29 protein-coding genes are annotated in these 26988 nt (G+C 70.6%); 17 read left to right on the top strand and 12 right to left on the bottom strand.

From position 1 onward, the window contains the following. Positions 1-2 precede the first annotated feature (2 nt). Positions 3-1175, top strand: a complete 1173-nt coding sequence (locus FM051_RS24440; RefSeq protein WP_158847167.1) for a transglycosylase SLT domain-containing protein — start codon at positions 3-5, stop codon at positions 1173-1175. Positions 1176-1252: 77 nt separating this feature from the next. On the opposite strand, the gene FM051_RS24435 is transcribed toward FM051_RS24440, so the two are convergent. Then, positions 1253-1633, bottom strand: coding sequence for a VOC family protein (locus FM051_RS24435; RefSeq protein ID WP_158847165.1), 381 nt, complete (start codon positions 1631-1633; stop codon positions 1253-1255). A 77-nt stretch (positions 1634-1710) separates the two neighbouring features. Here FM051_RS24435 and FM051_RS24430 point away from each other — a divergent pair, with 77 nt between their 5' ends. The 3 genes from FM051_RS24430 to FM051_RS24425 all read left to right on the top strand — a co-directional run bounded on the left by FM051_RS24430 (position 1711) and on the right by FM051_RS24425 (position 3932). Further along, on the top strand, positions 1711-2880 hold the full coding sequence (locus FM051_RS24430; RefSeq protein ID WP_158847163.1) for a pyridoxal phosphate-dependent aminotransferase: 1170 nt from the start codon (positions 1711-1713) through the stop codon (positions 2878-2880). Between the two features lie 67 nt (positions 2881-2947). After that, positions 2948-3121, top strand: a complete 174-nt coding sequence (locus tag FM051_RS50710; RefSeq protein ID WP_202918995.1) for a hypothetical protein — start codon at positions 2948-2950, stop codon at positions 3119-3121. A 70-nt stretch (positions 3122-3191) separates the two neighbouring features. Continuing rightward, a complete protein-coding gene (locus FM051_RS24425; RefSeq protein ID WP_158847161.1) occupies positions 3192-3932 on the top strand; it encodes a potassium channel family protein in 741 nt (246 codons plus the stop codon). A 58-nt stretch (positions 3933-3990) separates the two neighbouring features. On the opposite strand, the gene FM051_RS24420 is transcribed toward FM051_RS24425, so the two are convergent. Beyond that, positions 3991-5010, bottom strand: coding sequence for a threonine aldolase family protein (locus FM051_RS24420; RefSeq protein ID WP_158847160.1), 1020 nt, complete (start codon positions 5008-5010; stop codon positions 3991-3993). 153 nt (positions 5011-5163) lie between these two features. On the opposite strand from FM051_RS24420, the gene FM051_RS24415 reads away from it, so the two are divergent. From FM051_RS24415 to purB, 6 genes are all read left to right on the top strand, one after another. Beyond that, positions 5164-5682 carry a SigE family RNA polymerase sigma factor gene (locus FM051_RS24415; protein ID WP_158847158.1) on the top strand — a complete coding sequence of 173 codons (519 nt, stop codon included), beginning with the start codon at positions 5164-5166 and terminating at the stop codon, positions 5680-5682. Positions 5683-5699: 17 nt separating this feature from the next. Further along, positions 5700-6446: a hypothetical protein gene (locus tag FM051_RS24410; protein ID WP_158847156.1), complete on the top strand. Its 747-nt coding sequence runs from the start codon at positions 5700-5702 to the stop codon at positions 6444-6446. A 32-nt stretch (positions 6447-6478) separates the two neighbouring features. Then, complete coding sequence (locus tag FM051_RS24405) at positions 6479-7063, top strand: TetR/AcrR family transcriptional regulator (protein ID WP_158847154.1); 585 nt, start codon at positions 6479-6481, stop codon at positions 7061-7063. Positions 7064-7130: 67 nt separating this feature from the next. Then, complete coding sequence (locus FM051_RS24400; RefSeq protein WP_158847152.1) at positions 7131-7661, top strand: RNA polymerase sigma factor; 531 nt, start codon at positions 7131-7133, stop codon at positions 7659-7661. Continuing rightward, positions 7658-8479, top strand: coding sequence for a hypothetical protein (locus tag FM051_RS24395; RefSeq protein WP_158847150.1), 822 nt, complete (start codon positions 7658-7660; stop codon positions 8477-8479). The genes FM051_RS24400 and FM051_RS24395 overlap by 4 nt, the downstream gene beginning before the upstream one ends. Before the next feature lie 47 nt (positions 8480-8526). After that, positions 8527-9960, top strand: a complete 1434-nt coding sequence (gene purB / locus FM051_RS24390) for an adenylosuccinate lyase (protein WP_158847148.1) — start codon at positions 8527-8529, stop codon at positions 9958-9960. 149 nt (positions 9961-10109) lie between these two features. Here purB and FM051_RS24385 read toward each other — a convergent pair whose 3' ends face one another. From FM051_RS24385 to FM051_RS24370, 4 genes are all read right to left on the bottom strand, one after another. Continuing rightward, positions 10110-10547 (bottom strand): hypothetical protein, encoded by a 438-nt coding sequence (locus tag FM051_RS24385; protein WP_158847146.1) that lies wholly within the window; start codon positions 10545-10547, stop codon positions 10110-10112. A gap of 68 nt (positions 10548-10615) precedes the next feature. After that, a complete protein-coding gene (locus FM051_RS24380) occupies positions 10616-11365 on the bottom strand; it encodes an amino acid ABC transporter ATP-binding protein (protein WP_158847144.1) in 750 nt (249 codons plus the stop codon). Continuing rightward, positions 11362-12192, bottom strand: coding sequence for an amino acid ABC transporter permease (locus tag FM051_RS24375; RefSeq protein ID WP_238412621.1), 831 nt, complete (start codon positions 12190-12192; stop codon positions 11362-11364). Before FM051_RS24375 ends, FM051_RS24380 begins: the two co-directional genes overlap by 4 nt. Continuing rightward, positions 12189-13040 (bottom strand): ABC transporter substrate-binding protein, encoded by an 852-nt coding sequence (locus FM051_RS24370; RefSeq protein ID WP_158847140.1) that lies wholly within the window; start codon positions 13038-13040, stop codon positions 12189-12191. The genes FM051_RS24375 and FM051_RS24370 overlap by 4 nt, the downstream gene beginning before the upstream one ends. A gap of 63 nt (positions 13041-13103) precedes the next feature. On the opposite strand from FM051_RS24370, the gene FM051_RS24365 reads away from it, so the two are divergent. Then, positions 13104-13994, top strand: coding sequence for a phosphoribosylaminoimidazolesuccinocarboxamide synthase (locus FM051_RS24365; protein WP_158847138.1), 891 nt, complete (start codon positions 13104-13106; stop codon positions 13992-13994). Positions 13995-14075: 81 nt separating this feature from the next. Continuing rightward, positions 14076-14795 (top strand): DUF2334 domain-containing protein, encoded by a 720-nt coding sequence (locus FM051_RS24360; RefSeq protein ID WP_158847136.1) that lies wholly within the window; start codon positions 14076-14078, stop codon positions 14793-14795. On the opposite strand, the gene FM051_RS24355 is transcribed toward FM051_RS24360, so the two are convergent. Next, positions 14717-15328, bottom strand: coding sequence for an MBL fold metallo-hydrolase (locus FM051_RS24355; RefSeq protein WP_158847134.1), 612 nt, complete (start codon positions 15326-15328; stop codon positions 14717-14719). The two genes, FM051_RS24360 and FM051_RS24355, sit on opposite strands and share 79 nt — an antisense overlap. Before the next feature lie 50 nt (positions 15329-15378). Beyond that, positions 15379-16350 (bottom strand): NAD-dependent epimerase/dehydratase family protein, encoded by a 972-nt coding sequence (locus FM051_RS24350; RefSeq protein ID WP_158847132.1) that lies wholly within the window; start codon positions 16348-16350, stop codon positions 15379-15381. 197 nt (positions 16351-16547) lie between these two features. On the opposite strand from FM051_RS24350, the gene purS reads away from it, so the two are divergent. Genes purS through purL form a run of 3 tightly spaced genes read left to right on the top strand, consistent with a single transcriptional unit; the run spans position 16548 to position 19734 of the window. Next, positions 16548-16787, top strand: coding sequence for a phosphoribosylformylglycinamidine synthase subunit PurS (purS, locus tag FM051_RS24345; protein ID WP_033428368.1), 240 nt, complete (start codon positions 16548-16550; stop codon positions 16785-16787). Next, entirely contained in the window at positions 16784-17455 is a 672-nt protein-coding gene (gene purQ / locus FM051_RS24340) for a phosphoribosylformylglycinamidine synthase subunit PurQ (RefSeq protein WP_158847130.1), read from the top strand. Before purS ends, purQ begins: the two co-directional genes overlap by 4 nt. A gap of 8 nt (positions 17456-17463) precedes the next feature. Further along, a complete protein-coding gene (gene purL, locus FM051_RS24335; RefSeq protein ID WP_158847490.1) occupies positions 17464-19734 on the top strand; it encodes a phosphoribosylformylglycinamidine synthase subunit PurL in 2271 nt (756 codons plus the stop codon). 49 nt (positions 19735-19783) lie between these two features. Here purL and FM051_RS24330 read toward each other — a convergent pair whose 3' ends face one another. From FM051_RS24330 to FM051_RS24315, 4 genes are all read right to left on the bottom strand, one after another. Next, positions 19784-20608, bottom strand: a complete 825-nt coding sequence (locus FM051_RS24330) for a lysozyme (protein WP_158847128.1) — start codon at positions 20606-20608, stop codon at positions 19784-19786. Between the two features lie 71 nt (positions 20609-20679). Further along, on the bottom strand, positions 20680-21525 hold the full coding sequence (locus FM051_RS24325; protein ID WP_158847126.1) for an aldo/keto reductase: 846 nt from the start codon (positions 21523-21525) through the stop codon (positions 20680-20682). A 129-nt stretch (positions 21526-21654) separates the two neighbouring features. After that, positions 21655-22641 carry a pentapeptide repeat-containing protein gene (locus FM051_RS24320; RefSeq protein WP_158847124.1) on the bottom strand — a complete coding sequence of 329 codons (987 nt, stop codon included), beginning with the start codon at positions 22639-22641 and terminating at the stop codon, positions 21655-21657. Position 22642: 1 nt separating this feature from the next. Further along, positions 22643-23641, bottom strand: coding sequence for a pentapeptide repeat-containing protein (locus FM051_RS24315; RefSeq protein ID WP_420803625.1), 999 nt, complete (start codon positions 23639-23641; stop codon positions 22643-22645). 269 nt (positions 23642-23910) lie between these two features. Between FM051_RS24315 and FM051_RS24310 the strand changes: the two genes are divergently transcribed. Both FM051_RS24310 and FM051_RS24305 read left to right on the top strand, forming a co-directional pair. Further along, positions 23911-24732: an SAM-dependent methyltransferase gene (locus tag FM051_RS24310; RefSeq protein WP_158847120.1), complete on the top strand. Its 822-nt coding sequence runs from the start codon at positions 23911-23913 to the stop codon at positions 24730-24732. A gap of 93 nt (positions 24733-24825) precedes the next feature. Continuing rightward, the gene (locus tag FM051_RS24305) at positions 24826-26985 is read left to right on the top strand and encodes a putative bifunctional diguanylate cyclase/phosphodiesterase (protein WP_202918994.1); all 2160 of its coding nucleotides are present in this window, start codon (positions 24826-24828) and stop codon (positions 26983-26985) included. The last annotated feature ends 3 nt before the right edge of the window (positions 26986-26988 follow it).

The raw sequence follows: 26988 nt of genomic DNA, 5'->3' as shown, positions 1-26988 counted from the left end.
TGATGGGAGCCGCGGACGAGGTCGCGGCACTGCCCGGTGGGCAGGCTTTGGCACAGCTCGCGGACAAGGTCGACACCGCTCGGCCGGATGCGGTGAAGGAGATCGCGAACCGGTGGAAGCAGGCCGCGACGAAGGCCGGTGAATGCGGTAACACGGTGCGGCAGTCGGTGGTCCGACTGGACGGCGCGTGGCAGGGCGGATCGGCCGACGGATTCGTCGCCTACATGGACGGATTCACCAAGAGTGGGAATTCGCTGACCGACGCGTTGACCGCGGCAGCCGGTGATCTCGAGTCCGCGGCGGCGGCGTTGGAATCGGCGAAGTCGTCGGTCGAGCGGATTTGCGAGAACCTGCTCAGCCGGGTGCGGCAGCTGCGCCGAGACGCCCGCGGCATGCCGCAGGAGGACGTCGACTCGGCCATCCGAGGTATGTGCCAGGAGGCGGCGGGCGACGCCCGGCCCGTGATCGACCAGGCCGAGCAGGCACTCAGTGCCGCTTTGAGCGCACTGAAGGGCCGAGCGGGCTCGATCACGCCCGCGTTCTCGACGATGGCCGACCCCGACACGCAGCCCTTCACACCCGCGCCGGGCAAGCCCATCGAGTGGAACCCCACGCCGGAACCCCCGCCCTCGGAAGGGCAGACCGCGCCGTCGTCCACTTCCCCGCAGCCCGCCGGGCAACCGCAGGGTTCCGGCGGTGGAGGTGGCGGCGGCTCCCAGGGCTCTGGAGGGGGCGGCGGTGGCGGTGGAGGTGGTGAAGGGGGCGGCATGAGCGGCCTCGGGCCCAGCGGTGGCCCGCCGTCCAGTGGCCCGCCTCCCGGCAACGTCGAGGAGTGGATCCGCGAGGCGATCCGGATCCTCCAGGCCAACGGCATCCCGGTCACCGAGGACAACATCGACGAGATCTGGACGATCATCGAGAAGGAGTCCGGCGGCAACCCGCACGCCATCAACGACTGGGACTCGAACGCCGCCAAGGGCACCCCGTCCAAGGGGTTGATGCAGTGCATCGACCCGACGTTCCAGGCCCACAAGCTGCCCGGACACGACGACATCTGGAACCCGGTCGACAACATCATCGCCGGTGTCCGCTACACCTTCTCCCGCTACGGCGGCTTCGACGGACACCCGGGCCTGAAGTCGATGGCGGGTGGAGGCGGCTACCAGGGCTATTAGCCGCTCCAGGCCCTGGCGCGGCGTTCGGTCACGGCTGTGTCTGCTGTGCCGGGCTGCTGTGTCAGGGCGGTGCTGTGTCAGGGCCAGGTGTTCGCCTGGGCGGTGAAGAGGTCGGGGTCGCTGTGCACGGGTAGGACGCACATCAGGTGACCTCCGGGAGCCCGCAGCACCCGGCACTCCAACCACTGCGACACCGGCGTCGCGCCGAGGGCGAGCAGTCTCGCGGTTTCTGCCTCGACGTCGTCCGTCTCGATGTCGAGGTGAAACCGAGGCGCGTCGTCAACGGCCTGGACGGCGGTCACCAGACCCGGCAGGGCCTCGTGCAGGCTGGTGAACTGCTCCTCCGACGGCACAGGCCGGGCCGGGGCGCCGAGCGCCGCGGACCAGAAGGCCGCTGCCTGGGCAGCCTCCGCCTGAGGCGTGTCGATGAGAAGTGCGTAGACACGGCTTCGATGCATGTGCTCCAACGGTAGTGGTGATCAGCGGACGTTTCGCGGCGTTTGTCGGCCGGGCCTGGGCTATTAGCCTGACCTGCATGCTGAGTGTTGCCGGTCGTGCGGATGTGCCTCCTTTCCACGTGATGGAGGTGTTGTCCGCCGCGGCGCGACGGCAGCGGACGGTGGGGGACGTCGTGTCGTTGGCGGCCGGGCAGCCGTCCAGTCCGGCGCCCACGCCGGTGTTGGAGGCCGCTCAACGCGCCCTGCGCGAACAGACGCTCGGGTACACCGAGCAGTTGGGGATCGTGGAACTGCGGGAAGCCCTGGCGGGGCACTACTTCCGGCAGTACGGGCTCGAGATCTCGGCTGACGACATCGTGATGACCACCGGGTCGTCCGGGGCGTTCCTGCTGGCGTTCCTCGCTTCCTTCGAGGTCGGTGATCGGGTCGCGTTGGCCCGGCCCGGCTACCCGGCCTACCGCAACATCCTGCGGGCGTTGGGGTGTGAGGTGGTCGACCTGGCCTGCGGCCCGGAGACCCGGTTCCAGCCGACCGTGGCGATGCTGGACGACGTGATGGCGGACGACGCCGGGCCGCTCGACGGGCTGGTGGTCGCCAGCCCCGCCAACCCGACCGGCACCGTGCTGGCGCCCGACGAGTTGGCCGCCTTGGCGGGCTGGTGCGCTGAGCACGGCGTCCGCCTGATCAGCGACGAGATCTACCACGGCATCAGCTACGGCACGCCCCTCGCCTGCGCGTGGCAGACCTCTCGGGAATCCATCGTGGTCAACTCCTTCTCCAAGGCGTTCGCCATGACCGGCTGGCGGTTGGGGTGGATGGTGCTGCCGCCCGACCTGCGCCGGGCGGTGGACCGGTTGACGGGCAACTTCACGCTCTGCCCGCCCGCCCTGGCCCAGTACGCGGCCGTCGCGGCGTTCGAGCCCGAGTCGTACGCGCAGACCGAGCGCCTGGTCGAGGGGTACCGCCTCAACCGGGACGTGCTGCTCAAGGGGCTGGCCGACCTCGGCATCGACAAGCTGGCCCCCGCCGACGGCGCCTTCTACGCCTACGCCGACGTCTCGCACCTCACCGACGACTCGATGGACTTCTGCCGCCGCCTCCTGGACGACACGGGGGTCGCGATCGTGCCGGGCATCGACTTCGACCCCGTGCGCGGGCACGAGTTCATCCGGATGTCCTTCGCCGGGGCCGTCCACGACATCGAGGAGGCGTTGCGGCGACTCGGTCCTTGGTTGTCGTCATCATGATGACATTTGTACTCCCGATCAGGTGCCGGTGGGGGAACTGATCGGGGGAGCCACTCGTTCGTGTGGCATGGTCCGAATAATCCTGTGGCTGCTCGCGGCGTGGATCGTGATCACCGTGCTCGGCGCCGTCATCGAGGGCGTCTTCTGGCTCGCGATCATCGGTGGTGTGCTGTTCCTCGGCACGGCCGCGTACGGCGCGATCAAGAGCAGCAAGCGCCCGAAGGGCATCAAGGGACCCTGACGCTGCCCGGCGGTCCCGAAGTTGTACCCGCGAGCTGGTAAAACGCCGATCCGGGCCGCACCATGGGTCGGTGTTCGAGACCGATGAACGCCGCCTCGCGCAATGGGAGCGCCGCGCCGAGTGGCCGCTGACCGCCCTCGCCGTCCTCTTCGTGGTGGCCTACGCCTGGCAGGTCCTCGACGACCGCTCCACCTCCGCCCTGCACGACGCCCTGGAGATCTTCCTCTGGCTGGTCTGGCTGGTCTTCGCGCTGGACTACGCCGCCCGCCTCAAACTCGCCGTCGACAAGCGGAAGTTCTTCGTCACCCACCTGTTCGACCTCCTCACGGTGGTGCTGCCGATGTTCCGCCAACTGCGCGTGCTGCGGCTGATCACCGTCTTCAAGCTGCTCAACCGCCGGTTCGCGGACAAGTTCCGACAGCGCGTCGGCATCTACGCCGCGGGCGTCACGGTCCTGGTCGGCCTGTGCGCCTCGCTGGCCGTGCTGGACGCGGAACGCCACCACCCGGACGCCACCATCACCACCTTCGGCGACGCCGCGTGGTGGACGCTCACCACGATCTCCACCGTCGGTTACGGCGACCGCTACCCCGTCACCTGGGAGGGGCGCCTGGTCGCCGCACTGCTGATGATCGGCGGCATCGCCCTGCTGGGTGTCATCACCGGCACGATCGCCTCCTGGCTGGTCGATCGCCTGAGCGGGGTCGAGGACTCGGTGGCCGAGGCCGAGCAGACCACGCTGGCCGAACTCCGCCTGGTCAGGGCGGAGCTGGCCGAACTGCGCGAGGAACTGCGCGCCACCAAGTCCTGAGCCCCTGCCGGGCGTGCGACGGCCCCTGCCGCCGCACGCCTGACAGCCCCAGCGCACGTCAGCTCGCGGACCCGATCCGCCGCAACGCCTCCGCCACGTCGTCGTCCCCCAGGTCGCGGTGCAGCACGAACCGCACCTTGCCCGCCATCGGCCCGGCGTACACGCCCAGGTGCCGCAGCCCGGTCAGCGTCACCTCCAGGTCCGGCACGCCGGCCAGCACGATGTTCGTCTCCGGCTCGTCCACCTGCCAGCCCAACTCCGCCAGGCCGTGCGCCAACGTGCGGGCGTTCGCGTGGTCCCGCGCCAGGTCGTCGATGCGCCCAAGGGCGACCAGACCCGCCGCGGCCAGCACACCGCCCTGCCGGACGCCGCCGCCGAGCATCTTCCGCACCCGGCGCGCCTCGGTGATGAACGACGACGACCCGGCCACCAGCGATCCGACCGGCGCGCCGAGCCCTTTCGACATGCACACCTGCACCGTGTCGACCCCGACCGTCAAAGCCGCGGGTGGCAGGCCCAACGCCACGGACGCGTTCCACAACCGCGCGCCGTCCAGGTGCACCCGCAGCCCGGTTTCACGTGCCGCCGACACCAACAGGGCGTGCTCATCGGGCTGCGTCACCGTCCCACCGGCCGCGCCGTGCGTGTTTTCGAGGCACAAGAGCGTCGTGCGCAGCGTGTAGTACGGCCCGGCGGTACCCGCCGCAGCACGCACCGCGTCGGCCGACGCCCGGCCAGGCCCCGCGTCCCACTCCAACGGGTGAGGCATCCCGCCGGCGATCCACGCGGCCGTCCCCAGCTCGTGGTCCAGGACGTGCGCGCCGCGCGGCGCCAGGAACTGGTCGCCGGGGCGCAGGTGCACGGTCAACGCGATGAGGTTGCCCATCGACCCCGACGGCACCCACAGCGCCGCCTCCACGCCCAGCAGGTCCGCGACGCGCTCTTCGAGCAGCCGCATCGTGGGGTCGTGGTCGAGCACGTCGTCGGCGACCTCGGCGCCGGACATCGCCAATCTCATGGCCTCGTCCGGCTGGGTGACGGTGTCGGAGCGGAAGTCGAGTGGTGAGAGCAGGGTCACGAATGGATCACATCACACATGGCAAGCGCTGACCCGGTCGTGTCGGCGGTACCACGATGGGGGGTGACGCAAGTCTCGGAGGACCGGCGTGCAACCGTGTGCGCCACCCATTCCGTCCGGTAGGTGCAAGCACGACGAGCGGAGAGAGTCCGCGTGGATCAGCGCGACGAGCAGGAGTTCGCGGAGTACTTCGTGGCTCGCCGGGAGGCCGTGCGCCGAACGGCGTTCCTGCTCTGTGGTGACTGGCACCGGGCGGACGACCTCGCGCAGACCGCGTTCGTCGCGTTGCACCGCAGGTGGCGCAAGGTCCGGGACAAGCAGGCCCTGGACGCCTACGTCCGCCGGACCCTGGTGCGCGCGGTGATCGACGAGTCGCGCCGGCCGTGGCGGCGGGAGCGCTTCGTGGACGAGGTCCCGGAGACGCCCTCGGGCGACGGTGAGATCGCGGACTCGGTGGCGACGCGCGAGGCTCTGGTCGCGGGTTTGCGGCGGGTTCCGCCACGGCAGCGTGCGGTGCTCGTGCTCAGGTTCCTGGAGGGCCTGGACGTCGCGGCGGCCGCCGAGGCGCTGGGGTGCTCGGAGGGAACCGTGAAGAGCCAGACCTCAAGGGGTCTGGAAGCCCTGCGCGAGGCGTTGGGCGACACGATCGAAGACTTGCGGCCGGCGTCGTGAGCGGGAGGAGGAGGTAGGTGGACGAGCAGAAGCTCGGTGAGCTGTTCCGCGATGCGGCCCGCGACGCGCCGCCCCCGTCCTTCGACGTGGACGGCGTGCGGTCGGCGTCGGCACGGGCGACCGCGCGACGGCGGTCCGCGATCGCGCTCGGCTCCACGCTGGCCCTGGTGCTGGTGTTCGGCGGCGTGGTCGCCACGAGCGGTCTGATGCAGAACTCGACCGGCGAGACCGCCGCCGCGGGTTCCGCTGAGGACGCTTCGTCCCCTAACGTCACCCCTTTCAGCACAGCCGAGCCGGAGATGCTGCCGAAGGACGCATCACCGGACCGCAGCGGTGGAAATCCGCCCAAGAGCATCCCCGACGACCCGTCTACGCAGGGGGACGAGCCGTCGGGGAGTGCCGACCGCCCGCCGGTCGGCAGCGCCCAACGCGGGTGCGTTGAGGTGGACCGGGAGCTCGCCGTCGCCCTCGCCGACGAGCTCTCGGTCGCCAACGCCTCGCAGGCCTCCCCTCCGGTGGCCGACTGCCCGGACGGCGCACGTGGCGCGAGTTTCCTGGTCCGCGACGGCGCCGTCTACGGCACGGTGTCGGTCGTGGTCACACCGTCCGGGCTGGTGCCGGGTCCGAACGTGCAGTACAAGACCGCGACCACCCCCCGAGGCGAGCAGCTGTACGTGCTCAGCCAACCGGAGGAGGGTTCTTCGGTGGCCCCGTTCTCGGGTGAGCTGGCGTCGATGGCGGAACGGCTCGCGGCACGGTCCTGAGCACGTCGACGGGCACTAGTACCTTTCCTGCAATGACAGCCGCAACGCCGAAGGGCGAACGCCGGCGCCAGGCGCTGGTCGAAGCCGCCGCGGGCCTCCTGGTCGACGGTGGTTTCGACGCGATCCGGCACCGCGCCGTCGCCGAGCGCGCGGGCCTGCCGCTGGCCTCCACCACGTACTACTTCGACTCGCTGGACGAGCTGGTCACCGCCGCCCTGGAGTTCCACGGCAACGCCGAGCTGGCCTACGGCAAGGCCCGGCTGGACGAGCTGGACCCGCGCGAGTGCGGCGGCGACGCGTTCATCGAACTCGTGCTGGACCTGCTGCTCGGGCCGCCCGGTGAACGCGACGCGGAAGCCGTGCTGCTGCGGTACGAACGCCTGGTCGCCACCGGCCGGCGACCCTACCTGCGGCCGTTGATGCGCAAGCTGTCCGGCGAGCTGCACTCGCTGCTGTTCGACATCTTCTCCCGGGCCGGTCAGCCGGTCAGCCGGGAACGCGTCGAAGAGCTGATCGCGCTGGTGGACGGCGCGGTGGTCAACGCGCTCATCGAGATCAGCCCCGACCCGCGCGCGGCGGCGCGGCGAATGCTCAGCAAGTCGATGCAGCCCCGCTGAGCGAGTCGATGCAACCCCGCCGACCCCCGACCGCGTTTGAAGGGGTGGGGGCGCGGAAGGGGATCGCATGCGCAAGGCCGAAGAGCAGGGCTTCCGTGAGTTCGCGGTGAGCCACGCCGCTTCGTTGCGCCGCACGGCCTACCTGTTCTGCGGTGACTGGCACATGGCCGAGGACCTGATGCAGGCCAGCCTGCTCAAGCTCTACCAGGCGTGGCACCGGATCGAGTGGCGCGACAACGCGTCCGGGTACGCCCGCAAGGTGCTGCTGCGCACGTGGCTGGACGAGAAGCGCAGACCGTGGCGGCGGGCGGAGCAGCGTGACGGCGAGGTGCCGGACGTGGCGGACGCGGCCGCCGACCCGGAACGCTCGGGCGAGCGGTTGTGGGCGCGCGACCTGGTGCACGCGGCGCTGCTGCACGTGCCGCCGCGCCAGCGGGCCGTGCTCGTGCTGCGGTACTTCGAGGACCTGCCGGTGAGCGAGGTCGCGGTCGCGATGGGGTGCACCGAGGGCACGGTCAAGAGCCAGACGGCGCGCGGACTCGTGGCGCTGCGGGCGGCGGTCGAGGTACTCGAGCAGGGTGCGGTGGTGGCGTCATGAGCGAAGCGGACCTGCGGGAACGGCTGCGGGCAGCGGTCGGTGACGAGCCGCCGCTGAACTTCGACCCGGACGACCTGATCCGGCGGGCCAAGCACGCGCGCAAGCGGCGTCGTGCGCTGGTCGCGGTCGCGTTGGCGACGTTCGCCATCACCGGGACGGTGCTGTCCCTGCCGGGCGCGTTCGACCGGCGGCAGGGTATCGACGTGGCGAAGGAACAGGTGTTGACGACCACGGCGTCCCCGTCCCCTGCCCTGACCACCCAGGCCCTCGCCCCGACCCCCGCGACGTCGCCGGATTCGTCGCCGACGTCGGAGCCGCCGCCGCCCGTGATCGAGCAGGTGCCCGGCGCCCCGGCCGCGCTCCCCGAGGGCACCACGACCGCCCTCGCGGCGTACCTGACCAAGCGGTTCGCCGAGGTCGTGCCGGACGCGAAGGTCCTGACGGCCGAGTACCCCGGCCAGAACCGGGCGGGGTACCTCACGGTGGTCGTGCGCTTCCACGACGGGGTGGGCACCAGCGCGGTGGAGGTGCGGCTCAGCACGACACCGTCGCGGACGACCCGTGACCAGTTCTGCGCCGCCGTCGAGTGCGCCGAGCCCCGGCAGCAGGCGGACGGCAGCTACCTGCAGTTCGCCGTGGTCACCGACTCGGCGTCGGTGGCGCACACGGTGGCGCACTTCCGCGCCGACGGATCGGTGGTGCAGGTCAGCGGCTACAACTACGACCCGACCAAGGGCGACGAGGTGCGGACCGCGGTCGCGGTGACCGTGGACCAGTTGGAGCGGCTCGCCACGGACCCGAAGTTGGCGCTGGGGTGACGCTCCCCGCCGTCCGGTTCGACGCCCGAGCGAAATATGCTGGTCACGTGACGGTCAAGCCCCGCATCGCCAATGTCCTCGCCGGTCGCTACGCCTCCACCGAGTTGGCCACGCTGTGGTCCGCCGAGCACAAGATCGTGCTGGAGCGCCAGCTGTGGCTCGCGGTCCTGCGAGCACAGGCCGATCTCGGCATCGACGTGCCCGCCGAGGCCGTCGCGGACTACGAGCGGGTGGTCGACCAGGTCGACCTGGCGTCCATCGCCGAGCGCGAGCGGGTCACCCGGCACGACGTGAAGGCGCGCATCGAGGAGTTCAACGCGCTCGCCGGGCACGAGCACGTGCACAAGGGCCTGACCTCGCGCGACCTCACCGAGAACGTCGAGCAGTTGCAGATCCTGCGCTCCCTGGAGCACGTGCGCGGCAAGACGGCCGCCGTGCTGGCCCGCCTCGCGCAGCGCGCCGCCGAGCACGCCGACCTGGTGCTCGCGGGCCGTTCGCACAACGTCGCCGCCCAGGCCACCACGCTCGGCAAGCGCTTCGCGTCGGCCGCGGACGAGGTGCTGGTCGCGTTCCAGCGGCTGGACGAGCTGATCGCGCGCTACCCGCTGCGCGGTATCAAGGGCCCGGTCGGCACCGCCCAGGACATGCTCGACCTGCTCGGCGGCGACCGCGACAAGCTGGTGGAACTCGAACGGACCGTCGCCGGTCACCTCGGCTTCGAGAAGGTGCTGACCAGCGTCGGCCAGGTCTACCCGCGGTCGCTGGACTTCGACGTCGTCTCCACCCTCGTGCAGCTGGCCGCGGGACCGTCGTCGCTGGCCAAGACGATCCGGCTGATGGCGGGCCACGAGCTGGTCACCGAGGGCTTCAAGCCCGGCCAGGTCGGATCGAGTGCGATGCCGCACAAGATGAACACCCGGTCGTGCGAGCGGGTCAACGGGTTCGCGGTGATCCTGCGCGGCTACCTGTCCATGGTCGGCGAGCTGGCGGGCGACCAGTGGAACGAGGGTGACGTCTCGTGCTCGGTGGTGCGCCGGGTCGCGCTGCCGGACGCGTTCTTCGCGTTCGACGGGCTGCTGGAGACGTTCCTCACGGTGCTGGACGAGTTCGGCACCTACCCGGCGGTCGTCGGCCGTGAGCTGGACCGCTACCTGCCGTTCCTGGCCACCACGAAGGTGCTGATGGCGGCGGTCCGCGCGGGCGTCGGCCGGGAGACCGCGCACGAGGCCATCAAGGAGAACGCCGTCGCGGTCGCGCTGGCCATGCGCGAGCAGGGCCTGGCCGAGAACGACCTGCTCGACCGCCTCGCCGCCGACGACCGGCTGCCGTTGGACCGCGCCGCGCTGGACGGGCTCCTGGCCGACCGCCTGTCGTTCACCGGCGTGGCCGAGCACCAGGTCGTGGACGTGGTGCGGCAGGTCGAGGACGTGCTGGCGAAGTTCCCCGCCGCGGCCGGCTACACGCCGGAACCGATCCTCTAGGCGCACTCCGACCGGACCACCACCGCGAGGTCGCCGTCGATCGTTCGCGACTCATTTCCCGGCGATCACGCTTTTCGATCGTCGGGAAATCAGGCGCGAACGATCGACCTCCCAGGCGACCGAGCCCGCCGTCTGCGGAGCAGCGGCCATCAGACTCTGTTCCACGCCAGTCGCCCCCGGCGGGTCGGTTCGCACACCAGCGGCCGGCCTGCCGGGTCGATTGCCGTGTCGCCCTGTTCTTCGCACGGGAAGCCCTCCAGGGCCACCTCGTCCCACTCGGGCGGTTCCGTCGTCGGCTTGACCGTCGGTTTGGGCTGCGGCAGGGGCTGGACCTGCACCGGAGGGGGTGGCGGAGGCGGCTCGGTCGTCGTGGTGACGGTCGTCGGCGGCGGAGTGGTCGCCGCGGGCCGCACCGAGATGTTGGCCACCGCCGGGATCGAGGTCACCGGGGCCGAACTGGAGGAGGTCGTCGGGATCACCACCGGCTCCGGGGTCGCCGACGGCTTGCCGCACGCACCCGCCAGGAGCAGCGCGAGCAACCCACCGCTCGCCGCGACAGGTGCCACAAATGCCTTCCGATGGACCACGCCAAGCAGAGTAGGGGGCACTCGGGCGATACCCCAAGTGGCGTCTCCCGAGCGGCCTGAGGGCGGGCCTACAGACGGCCCGCGTCGATGATCCTCCGGAGGAACCGCCGGGTGCGCGGGTGCACCGGCTCACCGAGCACCTGTTCGGGCGGTCCGGACTCGACCAGCCGACCGCCGTCGAGGAACACCACCCGGTCCGCCACCTGCCGCGCGAACCCCATCTCGTGGGTCGCCATCAGGATCGTCCGGCCCGCCACCGCCAGCTCCCTGACCAGTGCCAACACCTCGCCGACGAGTTCCGGGTCCAACGCGCTGGTGATCTCGTCCAGCAGCAGCAACCGCGGTGAGTAGGCCAGCGCGCGGGCGATCGCCACCCGCTGCTGCTGCCCGCCGGACAACTGCTCGGGGTAGCTGCCCGCGCGGTCCGCGAGCCCGACCCGTTCGAGCAGGTCGAGGGCGTTGCGCTCGGCCTCGTCCCGCGGCACGCCGTGCACCTCGCGCGGCGCGAGGGTGACGTTGTCCAGCACGCTCATGTGCGGGAACAGGTTGAACGCCTGGAACACGATGCCCATGCCGCGCCGGGCCACGTCGGCGTCCACCCGCGGGTCGGACACGTCGACGCCGTCGAGCAGCACCTGGCCGTCGTCCAACTCCTCCAGCAGGTTCACGCACCGCAGCAGGGTCGACTTGCCCGACCCGGACGACCCGATCACGGTGACCACCTCGTGCTCGCGCACGTCGAGGCTGACCCCGTCCAGCACCGTGGCGTTCCCGTAGCGCTTGACGACACCGCGCACGCTGAGCACCGGTTCGGTCATCGTCCCCCCTGACGACGTTCCACCCGTCGGCCCAAAGCGTCGGCGAACCGCGCCGTTGGCACCGCGAGCAGCACGAACAGCAGCCCCGCCACCACGTACGGGGTGAAGTTGAACGCCCGCGCCTGTTCGATCTGCGCCGCCCGCACCGCGTCCACCGCGCCCAGCACGGAGATCAGCCCGCAGTCCTTCTGGAGCGCGACGAAGTCGTTGAGCAGCGCGGGCATGACCCGCCGCACGGCCTGCGGCAGCACCACCAGCCGCATCGTCTTGCGCGGCCCGAGGCCAAGCGACCGGGCCGCCGCGACCTGCGACGGGTGGACCGATTCAATCCCGGCGCGGAACACCTCGGCCACGTACGCGGTGTACGCGAGCACCAGCGCCGCACCGCCGAGCACGACGAAGTCGTTGGGCACGCCGGTCAGCCGCAACGCGGGCAGCCCGAACCCGACCAGGTACAGCAGGATGATCAACGGCAGGCCGCGGAACAGGTCCACGTACACCGTGGCCAGCGCCCGCAGCGGGAACCACACCGGGCCGCGCAGGGTGCGCAGCGCCGCGACACCCAGCGCCAGCACCACGATCAGCGCGCCGCAGACCACCAGGACGCGCAGGTTCAGCCAGAGCCCTTCCAGGATCGCGGGCAGCGAGCGCCACGCGATCTCCACGTCGAAGAACGACTGCCGCACCCGCGGCCAGCCGGGCGCACCGGTGACGGTGACCCCGATGGCGACGGCGAACACGGCGGTCGACAGCAGGGCGACCAGGGTTGACCGCCGCGAGCGGGAACGCTTGAAGGCCAGGCGTTCCCGCTGCAGCTCGCTCGTCACTTCAGCTCGGGTGCGGTGCCCGCGGAGGACAGCCATTCCTGCTCGATCCTGGCCAGCGTGCCGTCGGTGCGCAGGTTCTCCACCGCCATAGAGACGCATCCGGTGAGCGGGCTGCCCTTGTCCAGCACGATGCCGAACTGCTCCGGCTTGCCGTCACCCGGCGGGATCTGGCCGACGATCAGGCCGTCGTCCAGCTCGGCGGACGTGATGTAGAACGCGGTCGGCAGGTCCACCACGAGCGCGTCGATCTGCCCGGCGCGCAGCGCGGCCTTGGCGTCGTCGTTGGTGTTGTAGACCGCGACGTCCTGCTCCGGCTGCAGGCGCTGGGCGGCCTCGAAGCTGGTGGTGCCGACCTGGGCGCCGATCTTGACCGCCTTCAGCTCCGCCAGCGTCTTCACCGAGGCCGCCTTGGACGACTTCAGCGTGATCACGGCCTGGTCCACGTCGTAGTACGGCGCGGAGAAGTCGACGGCCTGCTTGCGCTCCTCGGTGATGGAGAACTCGTTCAGGTCCATGTCGTAGGTCTTCTTGCCCGGCTGGATGGCCGCGTTGAACGGCACCCGGGTCCACACCACGTCGCTCTTCGCGTAACCCAGTTCCTCGGCGAGCGCGTAGGCGATGGCCGACTCGAACCCCTTGCCGTTGGTCGGGTCGTCGTCCACGAACCACGGCTCGTACACCGGCTGGTCCGTGCCGAACGTGATCTTGCCCGGGGTGAGCGTGGCCAGCTTGTCCTTCGTGCAGGCGACGCCGTCCACCTGGCTGGTCGACGGCGTGGTCTGGTCCGCGGGAGCGCAGGCGACCGCGAGGACGGCGGTCACGGTGAGTATCAGTCCGGGTGCACGCATGGGATGAATCTTGCCGCAGGCGGGAAGGCCGGCCCACGACGTTCGGACAAGTACGCTTCGGGCGTGCCCAAGCTCGCTGACTACCGGCAGGTCGCCGCAGGCAAGGTCCGTCAGATCCACGAGGTGGACGACGACCTGCTGCTGTTCGTGGCGTCCGACCGGATCTCCGCCTTCGACCACGTGCTGGCCACCGAGATCCCCGACAAGGGTCGGGTGCTCACCGCGATGAGCGTGTTCTGGTTCGAGAAGTTCGCGGACCTGGTGCCCAACCACCTGGTGGCGTGGGACGACCCGCGCATCCCCGCCGAGGTGCGCGGTCGGGCGCTGCTGGTGCGGCGGCTGGAGATGGTGCAGGTGGAGTGCGTGGCGCGCGGCTACCTGACGGGGTCGGGCATGGCCGAGTACCGGGAGACCGGGTCGGTGTGCGGTGTCGAGCTGCCGGCGGGGCTGGTCGAGGCGTCGGAGCTGGTGCCGCCGATCTTCACCCCGGCGACGAAGGCCGAGATCGGCGCGCACGACGAGAACGTGTCGTTCGAGGAGGTCGAGGCGCAGGTGGGTGCGGCGCTGGCCACTCGACTGCGGGACGTCACGCTGGAGGTCTACGGCGCGGCACGGGAGTTCGCCCGGTCGCGCGGCGTGATCCTGGCCGACACGAAGTTCGAGTTCGGGCTGGACCGGTCCGGGGCGCTGGTGCTCGGTGACGAGGTGCTGACGCCGGACTCGTCGCGGTACTGGCCGCTGGACGGGTACGCGCCGGGCCGCGTGCAGCCGTCGTTCGACAAGCAGTACGTGCGCGACTGGCTGACCTCGGACGCCTCCGGCTGGGACCGCGCGTCCGACACCCCGCCGCCACCGCTGCCGGACGACGTGGTGGCCGCTACCCGTGCGCGGTACGTGGAGGCGTACGAGCGGATCACCGGGCGGTCGTTCGCGGACTGGCCGAGCCCGGAATAGTTCGGACAGTTCGCGCGATCCCCATCCGGGCGTCACCTCGTCGTAGAACGGGCGACACGCCGGTGCGGCGCACTGGGTGGCATGGTCGCCGACCTCGTGGTTTCGCTGTCCGGCATCGGGCCGAGCACGCTCGCCCGGTGCGCCGACCTCGCTGACGAACTGGACCGGCGGCGGGTGCCGCTGTCGCTGCTCCTCGCGCCGCGCAAGGCCGTGCCCGGTGAGGCGCTGGACTGGGTGCGCACCCGCGTCGCCGCCGGTGACGCGCTGGTCCTGCACGGTTTCGACCACCAGCCGGACCCGACGCACCGGGCGGTGTCGTTGCGCCGACGTGCCGAGTTCTCCGCGCTGCCCGCGCACGAAGCCGGCCTGCGGCTGGTCGCCGCGCGGACCGCGTTGGAGCGGTTGGGGCTGGCCACCGACCTGTTCGCGCCGCCGGGCTGGCTGGCGTCACCGGGCACGGTGGTCGCGTTGCGGCGGCACCGGTTCGCGGTGTGCGCGGACATGGCGGGCGTGCGGGACCTGAACACCGGCGAGGTCCGGACCGGGCGGGTGCGGATGGTCAGCGAGCACTGGAGCTACCTGCTGGGCACGGGTCGTGCGGCTCGACGTGGCGGGCTCGTGCGGATCGGGGTCGACGCCGCGTCGCTCGACCGGCTCGGGCCGCGCGAGGTGCTGCTGGAAGCCGTCGACCTGGCCTTGCACCACGACGCGTCGCCGACGACCTACAGCTCGACCGCCTCACCGCGCGGCAGCACGACGACTTCCACGCCTTCGGGCGCGGTGCCGGTCAGGACGCGGTAGAAGATCTCGGTCTGCGCCAGGATCGCCTCGTGAATCGCCACCGCCTTGCGCGGGCCGACCTTCGCCAGGAAGTCCGCCGCGTCGGAGACCTTCATCCAGGGTGCGGCCGTGGGCAGGCCGAGGACGTCGACGCGCTGTTCGGGCACGGTCAGCGAGTCGCCGGGGTGGTAGAACGCGCCGTGGTCGACCAGGTAGCCGACGTTCAACGGCAGCTCGACCTTCGGGTGGATGACCTCGTGCGGCGCGTCGATGACGTTGACGACCGTGTCGTTGAACTCCAGCGCGTCACCGGGCTTGACGATCTCCGCGCCGTCGAGGTCCCACGGCGCGATCAGGCGTGCTCCTGGGTTGGCCGCGCGCACGGCGGGCAGCTTCCCGGGGTCGACGTGGTCGCGGTGTTCGTGGGTGATCAGGATCGCGTCGAGGCCGTCGACCTGCTCGAAGCCCGACGAGAACACGCCGGGGTCGAACAGCAGCCGGGCCGCTCCGGTGTCGACCAGCAGGCATGAGTGTCCGAAGTGGACGATCAGCATGGGGCTCCTCTCCTCTGGCGACCGTTCTACTCCGGTTCACGCCCGGGTGCTCAGCTCACGGCTTGGAGCAGCGCGTCTTCGACGTCCGGCGGCAGTCCCGCGCGTCGGGTGCGGTCCAGGCCGAGGGACCGTTCGTACTCCAGCGCGTCCAGCGCCGTTTCGGCCGTGGGGCGGACGCGCAGACCGGCGGCGAGCGCGGGGCCGGCGTCGCGGAACATCATCGCCCGGTGGGTCGGCGGCAGCCACAGCGGCAGCGAACGCGGCCCGACCCACGGCGTGACCTCGTGCCGCTGGAGGACGGGCTCGGGGATGCGGACGAGCTCGGTGCCCTGCGGCGCCACCGCACCCGCGATCTCGCCGATGACCAGGGACAACGGGTTGGCCGGTCCGATGGTGTCGAAGGTGCCGGTGACGCGCTGCTCGGCCGCGTCCACGATCCAGGTGGCGAGGTCGCGGACGTCGATGTGCTGGGCGGGCTGGTCGGGCACGTCCGGGACGGCGACCCGGCCGCCCAGGGACAGCCGGTTGGGCCAGTAGCCGAACCGGTCACTCGGGTCGCCGGGGCCGGTGATGAGGCCCGCGCGGACGATGAAGGCCCGGTCTTCGGCGGCGTCGCGGATGGCGTTCTCACTGGCCACCTTGACCGCGCCGTAGCGGTCGGGGGACATCGGCGCGTCGGGGTCGTCCTCGAGCGGGTCGAGCGTGGCCGTGGTGCCGGCGGTGGAGTGGTCGGCGTAGACGGAGCAGCTGGAGACGAACGCCCAGTGGTCGGCGGTGATCGATCTCAGCGCCTGGCGGACCCAGGTGACCGACATCTTCGCCACGTCCACGACCGCGTCGAAGTGCGAACCTTCCAGCGGCCCGAGCCCGACGTTCCGGTCGACAGCGACGTGCTCGGCCCCCTCCGGGACCCCGCCGGACTCCCCACGCGCCGCGCACACCACCTCGTGCCCACGCCTGACCGCCTCGGCGGCCGTCGCCTTGCTGAGGAAAACCGTGCCACCGAGCACCAGGATGCGCATGATCCCCACACTGCGTGCCCAAGTACCGGCCCGCCACCGCGTCCGCCCACAGCGAACGCCCTGACTTGCCCGGAAAGGCGCGAGCACGGCCGCCGACTGTCCGAACAGGTGTTGGCCGCCACCTGTGAAGTTGATGAACACCCAGGTCAGGTAGGCTCTCTGAGTACCGCAGTCCTCCTAGCTTGGAGCAGCCTGTCGTGGCCCGAGTCGTCGTCGACGTCATGCCGAAGCCCGAAATCCTCGACCCGCAAGGACAGGCGGTGGCCAACGCGCTGCCCCGTCTCGGGTTCGACGGAATCACCAGTGTCCGCCAGGGCAAGCACTTCGAGCTGGAGGTCGCCGACGACGTCGACGACGCCACGCTCGCCAAGATCGCCGAGACCTTCCTCGCCAACCCCGTGATCGAGGACTGGGTCGTGAGGCGGGTAGAGGCATGAGGGTCGGGGTCATCACGTTCCCCGGCACGCTGGACGACGTCGACGCGGCCCGCGCGGTGCGGTACGCGGGTGGGGAAGCGGTCAGCCTCTGGCACGCCGACCACGACCTGAAGAACGTCGACGCGGTCATCGTGCCCGGTGGGTTCTCCTACGGCGACTACCTGCGCTGCGGCGCGATCGCCCGGTTCGCCCCGGTCATGCAGGAAGTGGTCGACGCGGCGAAGAAGGGCATGCCGGTCCTCGGCATCTGCAACGGCTTCCAGATCCTGTGCGAGGCCCACCTGCTGCCCGGCGCGCTCATCCGCAACCACAAGCTGCACTTCGTGTGCCGCGACCAGTGGCTGAAGGTCGAGAACAACGAGACCGCCTGGACCAGCCGGTACGACAAGGGCGCGGAGATCCTCGTCCCGCTCAAGTCCGGTGAGGGCGGCTACCAGGCCGACCGGTCCACCCTGGACGAGCTCGAGGGCGAGGGCCGGGTCGTCTTCCGCTACGTCGGCGAGAACCCGAACGGCTCGCGCAACGACATCGCGGGCATCACCAGCGCCAACGGCCGGGTCGTCGGCCTGATGCCGCACCCCGAGCACGCCATCGACGCGCTCACCGGGCCGACCGACGACGGCCTCGGCATGTTCCTGTCCCTCGTCGACTCGGTGGTGACGGCGTGAACGCCGAAATGGTCAAAACCGACACCGTCAAGAACGCGGAGAGCACGCCCGACCAGGACCAGCCCTACAAGGAGCTGGGCCTGAAGGACGACGAGTACGCCCGCATCAAGGACATCCTGGGCCGCCGCCCCACGGACGCCGAGCTGGCCATGTACTCGGTGATGTGGAGCGAGCACTGCTCCTACAAGTCGTCCAAGGTGCACCTGAAGTACTTCACCGACACCACGACCGACGAGATGCGCTCGAAGATGCTCGCGGGCATCGGCGAGAACGCGGGCGTGGTCGACATCGGTGACGGCTGGGCGATCACGTTCAAGGCCGAGAGCCACAACCACCCGTCGTACGTCGAGCCGTACCAGGGCGCGGCGACGGGCGTGGGCGGCATCGTGCGCGACATCCTGGCGATGGGCGCACGTCCGCTGGCCGTGATGGACCCGCTGCGGTTCGGGCCGGCCGACGCGCCGGACACCCGCCGCGTGCTGCCGGGCATCGTGGCCGGCGTCGGCGGCTACGGCAACTGCCTGGGCCTGCCGAACATCGGCGGCGAGGTCGTGTTCGACGCCACGTACGCGGGGAACCCGCTGGTCAACGCCCTGTGCGTGGGTGCGATGCGGGTCGAGGACCTGCACCTGGCGCACGCCTCGGGCGCCGGCAACAAGGTCATCCTGTTCGGCGCGCGCACCGGCCTGGACGGCATCGGCGGCGTGTCCGTGCTGGCCAGCGAGACGTTCGACGACTCGGCCGGAGCGGGCAAGCGCAAGAAGCTGCCGAGCGTGCAGGTGGGCGACCCGTTCACCGAGAAGGTGCTGATCGAGTGCTGCCTGGAGCTGTTCGCCGAGCGCATCGTGGTCGGCATCCAGGACCTCGGCGGCGCGGGCCTGGCGTGCGCGACGTCTGAGCTGGCCAGCGCCGGTGACGGCGGTATGCACGTCTACCTGGACCGGGTGCCGCTGCGGGCGTCGGGCATGACGCCGGCGGAGGTCCTGTCCAGCGAGTCGCAGGAGCGCATGTGCGCGGTCGTGCGGCCCGAGGACCTGGACGCGTTCATGGCGGTCTGCGCGAAGTGGGACGTCATCGCCACCGAGATCGGTGAGGTCACCGAGGGCGACCGGCTGGTCATCACCTGGCACGACGAGGTCGTGCTGGACGTGCCGCCGCGCACCGTCGCGCACGAGGGCCCGGTGTACCACCGGCCGATCGAGCGCCCGGCCGACCAGGACGCGCTGCAGGCCGACACCCCGGACAAGCTGGCCAAGCCCGCGGACGACGAGCTGCTCGACCTGGTCAAGACCATGGCCGCGTCGCCGAACCTGGCGTCGAAGCGGTGGGTCACCCAGCAGTACGACCGGTACGTGCGCGGTGGCACGGTGCTCGCGCAGCCGGCCGACTCGGGCATGATCCGCATCGACGAGACGACCAACCGGGGCGTGGCGCTGTCCACGGACTGCAACGGCCGCTACGCCAAGCTGGACCCGTACGCGGGCGCGCAGCTGGCGTTGGCCGAGGCGTACCGGAACGTGGCGACGACGGGTGCGACGCCGGTCGCGGTCACCAACTGCCTGAACTTCGGCTCGCCGGAGGACCCGGCGGTGATGTGGCAGTTCGAGCAGGCCGTGAAGGGGCTCGCGGACGGTTGCGTCGAGCTGGGCATCCCGGTGACCGGCGGCAACGTCAGCTTCTACAACCAGACCGGCGCCACGGCGATCCTGCCGACGCCGGTGGTGGGCGTGCTGGGCGTGATCGACGACGTCCGCCGCCGGATCCCGACCGGGATCGGCGCGGAGGCGGGCGAGACGCTGTTGCTGCTCGGCGAGACGCGCGAGGAGTTCGGCGGCTCGGAGTGGGCGCACGTCGTGCACGGTCACCTGGGCGGTCTGCCGCCGAAGGTGGACCTCCAGCGCGAGAAGCTGCTGGGCGAGGTGCTGGTGGCGGGTTCGCGCGACGGCATGCTGTCCGCCGCGCACGACCTGTCCGACGGCGGTCTGGCGCAGGCGCTGGTGGAGACGTGCCTGATCGGCGAGGTCGGCGCGCGGGTGTTCCTCGAGGGCGAGAAGTTCACCGAGCTGTTCAGCGAGTCGACGGCCCGCGTGCTGGTGGCCGTGCCGCGCACGGAGGAACTGCGCTTCACCGACATGTGCACCGCGCGCGGCCTGCCGTGGCGCAAGGTCGGCGTGGTGGACCCGGAGTCCGAGGCGCTGGAGATCCAGGACCTGGGCCGGCTGCCGCTGACCGAGCTGCGCGAGGCCTGGGAGGGCACCCTCCCGGCTCTGTTCGACTGAGTCCGAGGTGGTCGGTCGGGGAGCGCGACTCCCCGACCGACCACGACGGTCAGCCGGTGGCGAGGGCCCGGAGGCGGTCGTAGGAGCCGTTGAACAGGTTCTGATCACCGGGGAACAGCCCGGCCGCCTGCCACTGCCAGATCGAGTGGTAGTCCCACCCGTGCGGCAGCGGACCGAGCACGTCGGCGTAGTGCGCCACCCACAACGGGCTCGTGGCGCCGAAGCGGTCCGCGTCGCCGACGCACCTGTTCCACCAGCTCGTGGACGTGTAGATCACCGGGTAACGGCCGGTCCGCGCGACCAGCCGGTCGCTGAACGCCCGCACCCACGCACCCATCTCGGCCTGGTCCAGGCCGTAGCACGTGTCGCCGTACGGGTTGTACTCCATGTCCACCGCGCCGGGCAGCGTGACGCCGTCTCCCGACCAGCCCCCGCCGTTGAACGCGAAGAAGTCGGCCTGCGTCGCGCCGTCCGACCGGTCCGGCAACGCGAAGTGGTACGCCCCGCGGATCATGCCGATGTGGTACGAGCCGTTGTACTGCTGCGCGAACTTCGGGTTGCGGTACCCGGTGCCCTCGGTCGCCTTGACGTAGGCGAACCGCGCGCCGTCCGCCCACGCCTTCGCCCAATCGACGTCACCCTGATGGCTGCTGACGTCCATACCGGGCACGGACTCCTGGCGTGCGGGCCGGGACTGTGCGATACGGCCCCAGCCCTCGTGGTCGGCGATCTGCGAGCCCGCGTAGTGGTCCGCTGAACCCTCGGGCAGCGCCTCGGCGACGGGCACCTGGATGATCGCCATCGTGATCGTCAAAGCACCCAGTTCAGCTATCAAGGTGCGCAGACGGGTGTGCGTCGCCATTGACGCCCCCATTCGGTCGGCGATGCTGGTACTTATGGTCTAGATCGTCTGACCATTCGGACCTGCTCGCATCCGGGGTGGTGTCACCCGTCCAGGCGCTTCATCTCCTCCTCCGACAGCACCAGGTGCACGGCGTCGGCCGAATCACCGATGCTCGCCGGCCGCGACGAACCGGGGATCGGCACGACCTGCGGCGCCTTGGCGAGCATCCACGCCAGGCACACCTGCTGCGGGCTGACCCCGTGCGCCCGGCCGACCTCGGCGAACGCGGTGAACCGCTCGCCCAGCTCGCCGGCCGCGCTCATGCCACCCAGCGGGCTCCACGGCAGGAACGCGATGTCCAGCTCGGCGCACAGCTCCAGCTCCGGCTCGCTGGACCGGAACGCGGGCGAGAACTGGTTCTGCACGCTCGCCAGCCGGCCGCCCAGGATCTCGTTCGCCTCCCGGATCTGCGCCGGGTTGAAGTTCGACACGCCCGCCAGCTTGATCTTGCCCTCGTCCAGCAGTTCGACCAGCGCGCCGACCGATTCGGCGGTCGGCACCGCCGGGTCCGGCCGGTGGAACTGGTACAGGTCGATCGCGTCCACGCCCAGCCTGCGCAGCGACGCCTCGCACGCGGCCTTGACGTACTCGGGGCGCCCGTCGACGTCCCAGCCGCCGCCGGGCGTGCGGGTGTGGCCGCCCTTGGTGGCGACCATGACGCCGTCGACACCCTTCAGGGCCTCGGCGATCAGCTCTTCGTTGTGCCCGAAGTCGCTGTCGTCGGCCGAGTACGCGTCCGCCGTGTCGATCAGGGTCACGCCCTTGTCGAGCGCGGTGCGGATCGTCTCGATCGACCGGTCGCGGTCGGGGCGGCCCTGCAGCGACATCGGCATCGCGCCCAGGCCGATGGCGCTGACCTCGACTCCTCCGATTCGGCGAGTCAGCATCTTTGACGTACCTCTCTGTTGGATTGCGTTGGATTGCGCCGCCTCCGGCGGTCGTGGGCTCGGTCGCCCGGCTGTACCCCATGGTGCCGCTCCGCGGCGGGCAGGCCGCTCGCGCCTGATTTCCCGACGTCAGTCCTGCTGGACGTGGTCGTCGAGGCCGGCGGGGGCCTGTCCGTCGCCGGTCAGCCGCCAGCCCGTCGGGTCGTTGCGGAAACCCGTTCCCGCCAGCACTTCGAGCTCGCCGACCTGCTGTGCCGGTGGTTCCGGCGTGACGTGCAGGAACGTGCCGACTGACGTGCCGGTGAGGTTGAGCTCACGCTCGAACGTGACGTCCTGGAACGAGATGCCGCCGTTGAACTTCCCGTCCCGGAAGTCCACCCGGCCGTGGAACGTGGCGCCGGAGAACAGCGCGGGCTTGCTGAGCACGATCTCGCGGAACGCGGTGATCCCGTAGAACTGGGTCCGCCGGGCGACGAGCCGGCCGAACCGGCGGCCCTCCAGCCGGAAGTGCACGAGCTTCGCCCCGGTCAGGTCGAGGTTGTACTGGGTCTCGTCCGGGTCGCTGCCCCACGGCAGCATGTCCGTGATGAGCCGCTGCGCGGTCATCCGGACCGTCATCTCCTGGTCCTGCTCCGGCGGGATCTCCGGGGGGACCTCCTTGAAGTAGGCCTGGTCCGGATCATCGGCCTTCTTCCCCAGCGACGGGTGTTCGAACGGCCGCCGCAGGTACGCGCACAGCACGCTCAGCACGGTCTGCTTGTACCTCGGCGTGGTGTGCGCCAGCCCGGCCAGCACGTGCATCGCACCCACCCGGACCTGGTCGGCCTCGTTGCCCAGCAGTTCGACGGCACGCGCGAACCGCTCGTCGGCGACCTTCTCGCTCTCCAGACCCAGCCGATCGCTCTCCAACTCGTGCCGCGCCTCCTCGGTGCGCCGCCGCCGGTCGTTGAGCCACAGCGCGTACAGCGCGACGACCGCGCCGCCGGCCAGCCCGCCGGTCTTGATCGCCTCCGCCTTCGGCTGCTTCGGGTCGACGAGCAGCAGGATCGTCGTCGTCGCCACCGTCACCAGGATCGCGGCGAGCACGCTCGCCGCCAGCAACCCGCGTCCGCGCACGTCAGCTCCTGACCAGTCCGGTGCCGTCGGTGCGGCGCTCCACGACCCAACCGTCGGGCAGGGTGTTCTCGTGGTCCAGCGACACGTACATGCCGTACGTGCGCGCGACGGCGGGTTTCCCCAGGTCGAGGTTCACGCCGGCGCTGAACCTGGTGTTCTGGAAGTCGATGGGCTCGGCGAACTCGCAGCCCTCGAAGCTCACCCGGCCGGTGAACGCCGCTTCGGCGAACTTGTTCGGGCCGAGGAACTTCGTGTCGGTGTAATCGGTCGTCTTGGTGCACGTGAGCCCGCTGAACCAGGCCCCGCCGTGGAAGACCATGTGGTGCAGGTGGAGCCGGCCCTCGCTGTTCGTGCGGGTGAAGTAGGCATCGCCGTGGATCACCGTGTGGTGGAACGAGTTCGACTCCTCCAGGACGGCCGAGCGCAACAGCAGTTGGCCGACCTGACGCCGGGACAGGTCGAAGTACTCCAGGTACGCCCTGGTCAGGTCCAGGTTGTAGTGCGGCGCGTCCGCGTCGTCGGCGCGCGGCAGCAGGTCGGCGATCAACCGCTGGGCGGTGAGCCGCACCTCCAGCTCCCGTTCGTCCCTGGTCTTCGGCTTGCCGTCCGCGTCCCTGGGCCGCCCGTCGAACGGCCGCCGCAGGTACGCGCACAGCACGTCGAGCACGGTCTGGGTGTACTCGACGCGCGACCGCGCGAGGCCACCCAGCGCGTGCATCGCGCCAACCCGGACCTGCTCGGCGTCGTGCCCGAGCAATTCAACCGATCGGGCGAACCTCTCGTCGGCGACCCGCGACCGATCGTGTTCGGCCCGCGCGTCCTCCAACTTCTGCCGGGCGACCTCGATCTTCTGCCGTTCCTCGTCGGTGCGCCGCCGCCGGTCGTTCAGCCACAGCGCGTACAGCGCCACCAGCGAGCCGCCCGCCAGGCCTCCGGTCTTGATCGCCTCGCTCTTCGGCGCGCCGGGGTCGAACACGAACAACCAGCCCGCGACCAGCATGAACGCGCCGATCGACCCGGTCAGTGTCGGTGCCAGCAAGCTGCCCTTGCGCCGGTGTTGCACGATCAACAACACGGCCGCGACCACCACGACCACCGCGCCCGCGATCCACAGGTACCCCACAAGGCGGTCATTCTTCCCGGTGATCAGGTCAGGGGTGGGTGATTCGGAACTCGCGACGAATCGCCGGTGTGCTAACTCACCGGATTGGCCCATGATGTGGGGGTCACCGCAACAGTGGGACACCAGCACGTCGAGGAGAGAATCGGGTGGACAGCGTGGAGCGGCCGAACTGGGCGCCGGACGACATCGACCTGGGTCGCCCGAGCATCGCGCGGGTCTACGACTACTGGCTCGGCGGAGCGCACAACTTCGCCGTCGACCGTGCCGTGGGCGACAAGGTGCTGGCGGACGTGCCGGTGCTCAAGAGCGTCATCCTCAACCACCGCGCGTTCCTGCGGCGGGCGGTGCGGTTCATGTTGTCGCAGGGCATCCGGCAGTTCCTGGACCTGGGCTCCGGCATCCCCACGGTCGGCAACGTGCACGAGATCGCCCAGTCGACCGATCCCGACGCCCGCGTCGTGTACGTGGACGTGGACCCCGTCGCGGTCGCGCACAGCCGGGCGATCCTCACCGGCAACGAGCTGGTGAACGTGCTGCAGACCGATGTGCGGGACGCCAAGCAGGTGCTGGAGTCGACCGAGGTGCAGAGCCTGCTGGACTTCGACCGGCCGATCGGCGTGCTGATGGTCGCGCTGCTGCACTTCGTCCCCGATTCCGACGACCCGCACGGGATCGTGGCCGACTACCGGGACGCCATCCCGTCCGGCAGCTTCCTGGCGATCTCGCACGCGGGGTACGAGGAAGGCGAGTGGGACCCGGCGTGGGACGACGCGAAGACGACCTACAACCGCGGCGTCAGCGAGATGACGTACCGCCGGAAGCAGGAGGTCCAAGCGTTGTTCGACGGGTTCGAACTGGTCGAGCCCGGCGTGGCGCGGCTGCCGCTGTGGCGCCCCGAGTCACCCGACGACCTGGACGAGAACTCGGCGCACTTCCTGAGCTTCGGTGCGGTCGGGCGGAAGCCCTGATGGCAGGCCGGAACGCCGACCGCGTCGGCGTTGTTGTCGACCTCGGCCGGAGACCGGCCGTATCCTCTCGGTTGTGGCGTTAGGCCGGCGGACATGACGGAACAGGTTGACCATCGGGTGGCAGCACCGGGCCGATCGAACCTCGACCCCGCCGTACTGGCCGGGGCGGAGTCTTTCGCGCGGACCTGGGCCACCGCGGTGATCGGCAGCAGTTACGTCCCGATGACCAGGGCCGAGGTCGCCGAACACCTCCAGGCGTTGACCGAGGTGCTGGTCCACGCGCTGCACGCCAGCCCGTTCCGCACCGCGCCCGGCTACGAGATCGGCGCGCGGCTGGTGGAGGCGCACTTCACCGGCACCGACACGCTGGGCCGCACCGTGCAGCTGCTCGGCGACGACCTGCTGGGCGAACTGGGCATCCAGCCCGACGAGCTGATGCGGTCACGGCTGGCGGCGTTGCAGGGCGCGTTGGCCGCCGGGTACGCGCGTGCGCTGCGCGAACGGACGCTGGCCGAGCAGGAGGCGATCCGCGCGGCCGTGCTCGACGCCCGTGATCAGGCCGAAGCCGCGTTGCGCGCGTCCGAGGCGCGGTTCCGCGCGATGTTCACCGAGGCCGCGATCGGCATCGGCATCGCCGACATCGAGGGCCGCATCCTCGACGTGAACCAGGCGTTGCAGGACATGCTGGGGTTCAGCGTCGAGGAGATGCGGCAGTACAACATCCGCGACCTGATGCACCCGGAGGACGGCGGCAGCGTCTGGCGGCTGTACGACCAGCTCACCGCGGGCGAGTGCGACCACTACCGGGCGGAGAAGCGGTTCCGCCGCGCCGACGGCGAGCAGGTGTGGACGCACCTGACCCTGTCGCTGGTGCGCGACGACCACGGCGACCCGCAGTACCAGGTGGCGATGATCGAGGACGTCACCGACCGCCACCTGCTGCAGAACCGGCTGCGCTACCAGGCGTTGCACGACCCGTTGACCGGTCTGCCGAACCGCGCGCTGTTCCTGGAACGCCTGGGCCGCGTGTTCAACAACCGCGCCCGTCACCGCGCCGGCCTCTGCTACCTGGACCTGGACGGGTTCAAGGTGATCAACGACAGCCTCGGCCACGACATCGGCGACCAACTGCTGGTCGAGGTCGGGCGGCGGCTGGACCACTCGGTGTCCGGTGAGGGCAAGCTGGTGGCCCGGATGGGCGGCGACGAGTTCGTCATCCTGGTGGAGGGCTCGCAGGACACGCAGGACATCGTCAACGTCGCCGACCGGGTGCTGCGCGAGCTGGAGTCGCCGATCCGGATCGGCGGGCACGAGCTGACCGTGTCGGCATCGATCGGCATCGTGGAACGGGCGCTGTCCGGCACCACGGCGGCTGATCTGATGCGCGACGCGGACATCACGCTGTACTGGGCGAAGGCCGACGGCAAGTCGCGGTGGGCGCTGTACAACCCGGAGCGCAACGCCAAGGAGGTCGCCCGGTTCACGCTGTCCGCGACCATGCCGGCGGCGTTGGAGCGCGACGAGTTCTACGTCGACTACCAGCCGTTGGTGCGGCTGGAGGACAGCACCGTGGTCGGCGTCGAGGCTTTGGTGCGGTGGCAGCACCCGGAGTTCGGGCGGCTGGCGCCGGACCGGTTCATCGAGCTGGCCGAGGAGACCGGGCTGATCGTCCCGCTCGGCCGCTGGGTGCTGCGCAAGGCGTGCGAGCAGGCGCGGCGGTGGCTGGAGGAGTTCGGCGACGCGGCGCCGTTCGTCAGCGTCAACCTGGCCGTGCGCCAGTCCCGCGACCCGGAGCTGGTGCGGGACGTGAAGCGGATTCTGGACGAGTGCGCGTTGCCGCCGCACCACCTACAGTTGGAGCTGACCGAGAGCGCCATCATGGGCACCGCCGACGAGCCGCTGGAGGCGCTGCGGGCGTTGTCGGAGATGGGTGTGCGGATCGCGATCGACGACTTCGGCACCGGGTACTCGAACCTGGCTTACCTGAAGCACCTTCCGGTGCACGAGCTGAAGATCGCGGGCTCGTTCATGGAGGGCTTGCGCGCGGCGGACGAAGAGGACGCGGTGGACGTCCAGATCGTCTCCACGCTGGTCCAATTGGCCCACGCACTGCAGCTGGGCGTCACCGCCGAAGGTGTCGAGACGCCCGCACAGGCCAAGCGCCTGCACCGCATCGGCTGCGACACCGGCCAGGGCTGGTTCTTCGCCAAGCCGATGAAGCCGGAAAGCATCGACGAACTCCTCCGCCGTTAGGCG

This window comes from Saccharothrix deserti (assembly GCF_009769385.1).
In the GTDB taxonomy this organism is placed as follows: Bacteria; Actinomycetota; Actinomycetes; order Mycobacteriales; family Pseudonocardiaceae; genus Actinosynnema; species Actinosynnema deserti.
The sequence above is the reverse complement of the archived record's forward strand: the minus strand, read 5'-3'. Positions and strand labels throughout refer to the sequence as shown.